General features: G+C 73.3%; 5 protein-coding genes. 3 read left to right on the top strand and 2 right to left on the bottom strand.

Annotated elements, in window-relative coordinates:
* Positions 1-265: 265 nt before the first annotated feature.
* Positions 266-628, bottom strand: coding sequence for a hypothetical protein (locus VM324_17145; GenBank protein ID HVM01020.1), 363 nt, complete (start codon positions 626-628; stop codon positions 266-268).
* An 87-nt stretch (positions 629-715) separates the two neighbouring features.
* Between VM324_17145 and VM324_17140 the strand changes: the two genes are divergently transcribed.
* Genes VM324_17140 through VM324_17130 form a run of 3 tightly spaced genes read left to right on the top strand, consistent with a single transcriptional unit; the run spans position 716 to position 5796 of the window.
* On the top strand, positions 716-2509 hold the full coding sequence (locus VM324_17140; GenBank protein HVM01019.1) for a DNA polymerase: 1794 nt from the start codon (positions 716-718) through the stop codon (positions 2507-2509).
* 35 nt (positions 2510-2544) lie between these two features.
* Positions 2545-3723 carry a thiolase family protein gene (locus tag VM324_17135; protein ID HVM01018.1) on the top strand — a complete coding sequence of 393 codons (1179 nt, stop codon included), beginning with the start codon at positions 2545-2547 and terminating at the stop codon, positions 3721-3723.
* Between the two features lie 6 nt (positions 3724-3729).
* On the top strand, positions 3730-5796 hold the full coding sequence (locus VM324_17130) for a 3-hydroxyacyl-CoA dehydrogenase NAD-binding domain-containing protein (GenBank protein ID HVM01017.1): 2067 nt from the start codon (positions 3730-3732) through the stop codon (positions 5794-5796).
* Positions 5797-5866: 70 nt separating this feature from the next.
* Here the strand turns inward: VM324_17130 and VM324_17125 are convergent, their stop codons facing one another.
* The gene (locus tag VM324_17125; protein ID HVM01016.1) at positions 5867-6958 is read right to left on the bottom strand and encodes a heparan-alpha-glucosaminide N-acetyltransferase domain-containing protein; all 1092 of its coding nucleotides are present in this window, start codon (positions 6956-6958) and stop codon (positions 5867-5869) included.
* Between the last annotated feature and the right edge of the window lie 51 nt (positions 6959-7009).

Below are 7009 nucleotides of genomic sequence, written 5' to 3'. Positions count from 1 at the left end.
ACGCCGGCCCGCCCGCGCACGCCGGTCCGCCCGCGCACGCCGGTCCGCCCGCGCACGCCGGCCCGCCCGCGCACGCCGGTCCGCCCGCGCACGCCGGTCCGCCCGCGCACGCCGGCCCGCCCGCGCACGCCGGCCCGCCCGCGCACGCCGGCCCTCGGGCGCCGAGCCCCCGCACCTGACCGCCGCGGAGGGCCAGGCCGGCGGCCCACCCCCCAAGGCCAGGCCTGGCCCTCACCCGCGTTTCCGCCACAGGTGGTGAGGGCGCCTATTCGCCGTTGAGGACCTCCTCGGCCCGGAAGACCGTGCCGACCTGGCAGACCGTCATCATCTCGGCGTCGATGTGTCCGCGGACGCGCAGCACCTCGCCCTCCTCGGCGACGACCTCGCCGTCCGGACCGACCACGCGGACGGGGTCGAAGGCGATCGTGTAGCCGTCGGGGTACATGACGTCGTAGCGGCCGTCCGCCGCCTCGAGCCAGGCGCACCCTCCCTCGAGATCGGCATCCCCCCCGAGGGTGCCCTCAACGAGCTCGCCCTCCGTCGGCTCCTCCGGGGGCGGGGCCGTGGCGGGGTCCTGCCCGCAGGCGACGAGCAAAGCTCCGCCCAGCACGAGCGACATGAACCGCATCCCCGTCCTCCTTCGCTTCGAGCTTCCCACAGCCCATGGGACGCCGGCGGGTCATCGGGGGTTCCCGCCTGGTGCACACTGGCCGCCATGGCCGAGCCGCAAGCCTACGTCCACGCGACGACCGCGGCGCAGGTAGCCCAGTGGTTGGCCGGGGTCGACGGCGCGGCGTACGTCGCCGTGGACACTGAGACGGCCGGCTGGGACCCCTATGCCGACCGGCTGCTGCTCGTGCAGGCCTGCGCCGGGCCCGACCGACCGGTGCTCGTCCTCGACGCGACGCGGGTCGACCCGCGGGCCCTGCAAACGCTGCTCGGCGACCCCGGCATGCTCAAGGTCTTCCACCACGGCTCGTTCGACCTGCGCTTCCTGGCGGTCGCCGGCGTCGAGGTCCGCCGCGTCGCCGACACGATGCTCGCCCAGCAGCTGCTCGACGGCGGCGAGAAGACCGACGCGGGCGTCGGCCTCGCGGGCCTCGCCGAGTTCCGTCTCGGGATGCGGCTCGACAAGTCGGTGCGCGAGACCTTCGGGTCGCCGGCGCCCCTGACCGGCGAGCAGCTGCGCTACGCCGCCGACGACGCCGCCGCCACGTGGGGGGTGTTCGACCAGCAGTGGCGCGAGCTCGTCGGCCACGGACTCACCCGCGTTGCCCGGCTGGAGTTCGCCGCGCTGCCGGTGCTCGCCGACCTCGCCCTGCGCGGTGTCGCCTTCGACGCGCCCCGCTGGCGGGCGCTCGTCGGCGCCCTGGAGGCGCAGCTGCCGGAGGTCGAGCAGCGGGTGCAGGCCGCGCTCGTCACCGACGACAGCCCCCGCGACCTGTTCGGCCCCGAGCCGGTGAACCTCGACTCGCCCGAACAGGTACGTGAGGCGCTCGCCCGCACCGGCGTGCACGTGGACGGCACCCGGGAGGCCCTCCTGCGCGACCACACCGACCACCCGGCCGTGGCGGCGTTCCTCCACTACCGTCAGGTCCGCAAGGTCACGACGAGCTGGGGCGGGGACTGGGCGGAGCGGGTCGTCCATCGGGTGACCGGACGGGTGCACGCGGACTGGCGGCAGATCGTCGGGGCGGGGCGGATCGCCTGCAACGAGCCCAACCTCACCCAGGTGCCCCGGGATGCCGACTACCGGGCCTGCTTCGGGGGCCAGCCGGGGCGGGCGCTCGTAATCGCCGACTACTCCCAGCAGGAGCTGAGGATCCTCGCCGCGGTGTCCGGCGACGCGGCACTGACGGAGGTGTTCCGCCGCGGCGGCGACCTCCATGCCACGACCGCGGCCATGGTGTTCGACGTCGCGGAGGAGTCGGTCGACGCCGAGCAGCGCGCCGCCGCGAAGCAGCTGAACTTCGGACTCATGTACGGGATGGGCGCGCCGGGCTTCGCGCGTGCGACGGGCATGGACGTCGCGACCGCGGAGCGGACCATGGCGCGTTACTTCTCCGCCTTCCCGAAGGTCGCCGCCTGGCTCGCGGAGGCGGAGGCCACCGCCAAGCGCACGGGGCGGGCGCGCACGCCCCTGGGCCGGGTCCGCGCGCTCACCGGCGACGGCGGGCCGCCCCCCGCCTCACTCGCGCGCAACGCCCCGATCCAGGGTGCGGGGGCGGACATGACGAAGCTCGCACTCGCGGAGGTCGCCCGCCGTCTCCGCGACCGCTTCGGGAGCCGGGGTCCCGTCGCCGCCGACGGGCTGGTGCTCGTCGTCCACGACGAGCTCGTCGCCGACGTGCCGGCGGGCGATGCCGAGGAGGCCGCAGCGCTCGTCACCGACGGCATGCTCGCCGCCGCCCGGGAGGTGCTCGGGGAGGTCCCGGCGGCGGTCGACGCCGCGGTCCGCCCCCGCTGGGGGACTTCCGAGTCGGGAGCGCACGAAGTTACCGCGCGGTAACATGAGCGGCGACGCCGACAAGAGGAGCAGACCCGATGCCCGAGGTACGCGACGCACTCTATGTCGACGGGGTGCGCCTGCCCATCGGGCGGGCCAAGCCGGACGGCTACTACGCCCACACCCGCGCCGACGACATGGCGGTGCGCACCATCCGCAAGCTGCTCGAGCGCAACCCCAGCCTCGAGCCGGCGCGCATCGACGACAACGTGTGGGCGGCAACCGCGCAGGTGGGGGACCAGGGCCTGACCCTCGGGCGCTCCACGGCCGTGCTCGCCGGCCTGCCGAAGTCCGTCCCGGGCTACGCCCTCGACCGGATGTGCGCCGGCGCGCTGACCGCGATCACCAACGCCGCGAACGCCATCCGCGTCGGCGCGCAGGACGTCGTCATCGCCGGCGGGGTCGAGCACATGGGCCGCCACCCGATGGGCAGCGACATCGACCCCAACCCGCGCTTCCTGTCCGAGAAGATCGTCGAGCCCTCGGCGCTCGTCATGGGCACCACCGCCGAGAACCTCCACGACCACGCACCCGACATCACCCGCCAGCAGGCCGACGCCTACGCCCTGCAGTCACAGGAGCGCGTCGCCAAGGCGTGGGCGGACGGCGCGTTCGACGACCACGTCGTGCCGATGACGGTGTGGAGCGACGGTGGCTGGCGGGTGGTCGCCCGCGACGAGCATCCCCGCCCCGGCGTCACGATCGACGACCTCAACCGCCTCCAGCCGGCGTTCCGTGAGGGAGGGCGCGTCACCCCCGGCAACGCGGCCGGCCTCAACGACGGCGCCGGCTGCACCTTGCTCGCCAGTCCCGGCGCGGTCGAGGACATGGGCCTGGTCGCCAAGATGCGTCTCGTCGACTACCAGTTCGTCGGCGTCGAGCCCGAGACGATGGGCTGGGGACCGATCCCCGCCACCGACAAGCTGCTCGGCCGCAACGGCCTCACGATGGACGACATCGACGACGTCGAGATGAACGAGGCGTTCGCGGTGCAGTGCGTGGCGTTCCTCGACCACTACGGCCTCGCCCACGACACGACGAAGGTCAACCCCTACGGCGGGGCCATCGCCCTCGGGCATCCCCTCGCGATGTCGGGTGCGCGCCTCGCCCAGCAGCTCGCGCACTACTTCTCGACGCACGACGACGCCCGCTACGGGATCACGACGCTGTGCGTGGGGCTCGGCATGGGCGCGAGCGTCCTGTGGGAAAGGGTCTGAAGTCCGATGGCCGACAGCCCCGTCACGCAGTTCAAGCTCACCCACTACGACTCCCGCCGCGCGGGACGCCTCGCCCTGCTCACCATGGACAACGGCCAGGATCACCGGAAGCCGACCACCTTCGGCCCCCTCGCCCTCGAGAGCCTGTCGCGGGCGCTCGACACCCTCGAAGGAGAAGGTGACGTCAAGGGCCTGCTGCTCACCGGCAAGCCGTTCGTCTTCGCCGCCGGCGCCGACCTGAAGAGCTTCCACGGCGCCGACGAGACGTTCGCCCGCGGGGCCGCCGAGGCGGGGCATGCCGCGTTCCAGCGCCTGCAGAACCTGCCGTTCCCCACGCTCGCGGCGATCAACGGCGCCTGCCTGGGGGGCGGGCTGGAGATTGCCCTGCACTGCGACTACCGGACGCTCTCAACGGGGGCGGGGGCGATCGCCTTTCCCGAGGTCTTCCTGTCGATCTTCCCGGCATGGGGGGGAACGCAGCTTGCTCCCCGCATCATCGGCGCCGAGAACGCACTCACGGTGATCGTCCACAACGCCCTGAGCAACAACAAGCTGCTGCGGCCGAAGGAGGCCTTCGCCCTCGGCCTCGCCGACCGGCTGTTCGACGCGGTGGACTTCCTCGACCGCTCCGTGGCGCTGCTCGAGCGCCTCGTGACCGGCGAGGAGACCATCACCCGCGCGGAGCCGCCGGCCGGCGACCTCGACGAGGCCCTCGCCGCCGCACGCGAGGCCGCCGACAACCGGGTGCGCGGCGCGACCCGCGCCCCGTACGTCGCCATCGACCTCATCGCGTTCGCCGCGCGGGGAGGCGACCTCGACGAGGGCCGCCGCAAGGAGATCGACGCACTCGCCGAGCTCCTGCCCGCACGCCAGGCACAGGCGGCCGTCTACAGCTTCGAGCTCACCCAGCAGCGGGTGAAGCGCCAGCCGTGGCGTCCCGACGTGGCCCCGCGCAGGGTCCGCAAGGTCGGCATCGTCGGGTCGGGCTTGATGGGCGCGCAGCTCGGCAGCCTGTTCCTGCAGCGCCTCGAGGTTCCCCTCGTCATGAAGGACATCGACCAGGGGGTTCTCGACCGCGCAAGGCTCCACATCGAGGGCGAGCTCGACAAGCGGGTCGAGCGGGGACGGCTCGGCCAGGGCAAGGCGCGGTTCCTGAAAGAGATCGTGACCTACACGCTGGACGACGAGCCGCTCGGCGGCAGCGACTTCGTCCTCGAGGCGGTCCTCGAGCGCATGGACCTGAAGCAGCGGGTGTTCGCCGACGTCGAGCGGGTCGTCGACGAGGGTGCCGTCCTCGCCACGAACACCTCTTCCCTCTCGGTCACCGAGATGGGCTCGCGTCTCGCGCACCCGGAGCGCCTCGTCGGGTTCCACTTCTTCAACCCGGTGGCGGTGCTGCCGTTCCTCGAGATCGTGCGCACGGAGCGTACGAACGACGGCACGCTGTCCACCGCGTTCGAGGTGTCGAAGGGGCTACGCAAGTCGGGGGTGCTCTGCGCCGACACGCCGGCGTTCATCGTGAACCGCCTCCTCACCCGCTTCAACGGCGCGTGCATCGACGCCCTGCGGCGCGGAAACGACTTCGCGGAGATCGACGACGCCGTCAAGGCGCTCGGCCTGCCGATGGGCCCCTTCGAGCTGCTGGGGTTCGTCGGCGTGAAGGTCGCCTTCCACACCGCGGAGACGCTCCACGCGGCCTACCCCGACCGTTTCCCGATCAACGAGAACTTCCGACGTCTCGCCGCCCTTGACGTCGACGGGATCTACGACTGGAGCAAGGGGCGCGTGCCGCACGAGGCGGTGACCGCGGCGGTCACGACCGAGCCCGGCGCCGAGCGGCTCACCGCCGAGCAGATCCGCAGCCAGGCGATCGAGGCGGTCGCCGACGAGGCGAATATCATGCTCGACGAGGGCGTGGTCGCCGACGCCCGTGACATCGACACGGGTCTGCTCCTCGGGGCCGGCTGGCCGTTCTTCATGGGGGGCGTGTGCAAGTACCTCGACGAGACGGGGTTGTCGGAGAAGCTCTTCGGGCAGCGTCTCGTCGCCGAGGAGGACCGCGCGTTCGTCTGAGGTCCGCCAGTAGGGCAGTCATGACCATCGCGACGACGATCGGCCCGCTCCTGCCGCCTGACCGCGGGCGTCACCCCGCGGCGGCGCGGCGCCACGCCCACGGCAGGCGCAGCACCGCCTCCAGGGGGCCCCGGGAGGCGACCGCCCGCCAGGCCACGCAGAGGGCTGCGGTCACGGCGGTGAAGCCGAGAACCGTCCGCACCGCCTGGGCCGCCGTGTCGCGCTGGAGGAGCTCCGGCGCGGCGGCGAGCACGAGCAGGTGGCCCACGTAGACGGTGAGTGCGAGCTGACCCAGCGCGACGAGCGGCCACGTCAGCCGCGGCAGGCGGTCGACGACGAGGAGGCAGACGGCGAGGACCGCGGTCGCCACCGCCGTGGCGCCCGCTAGCCAGGGCGGCATCTGGCTGTGCGCCTCGGCGACCATCAGCCGCCCCCAGGACGCGCCGCGCGCCGGTCCGCCCGTCGCCGCCACGAGCAGCGTGGACGTGCCGTAGATGACCACGGCGCCGACGACCCCGCCGGCGAGCAGCCGCCAGCGGACGGCCGCCGCGCGCAGGTCGCGACGGCCCAGCCAGACGCCGAACAGCACCGGCCCCGACCAGGTGAGCAGGGGATAGGAGCCCGTGAGGAGCAGGTCGCGGGTGATCTGCGCCGGCCCGTCGGTCCACGCCGCCGGGCCTCCCACGGCGAACCAGCCGGGCCGGGACATGCCCAGCGCGAGATAGGCCACCGGTCCCCCGACGACGACCAGGACCGCCAGGGCAAGCAGGACCCGGTCGCCCATACGCACGGCCGCAGCCGCGACGACGAAGTAAAGGGCGTAGTACTGCAGGATCACGAGCACGTTCGTGTCGAGCTCCTGGAGCGCGAGGCCGAGGGGGAGGAGAAGCGCGGCCCGGTAGAGGAGCTTGGCCGTCGCCGTGCGGCGGCGTCGGGGGGCGCCGTCGCCCGCGAGCAGCGTGACGCCGACGCCCGCGAGGACGACGAAGAGGATCGACGCCCGGCCGTGCGACAGGACGTAGAGCCGGTAGAGCGGGTCACCGCCGACGGGTTGGGTCGGGCCGAAGTGCACCATCACCATGCCGATGATGGCCAGGGCGCGGGCCGCGTCGATGCCCCGGATCCGCCCGGACACCGCGGGCGCTGCGGGGTAGGTGCTCACCGTGGCCAGGATACGGACGATGGGACGACGGATGGCGAGGATGCTCGCGAG

Source organism: Egibacteraceae bacterium (genome assembly GCA_035540635.1).
Taxonomy (GTDB): domain Bacteria; phylum Actinomycetota; class Nitriliruptoria; order Euzebyales; family Egibacteraceae; genus DATLGH01.
The sequence above is the reverse complement of the archived record's forward strand: the minus strand, read 5'-3'. Positions and strand labels throughout refer to the sequence as shown.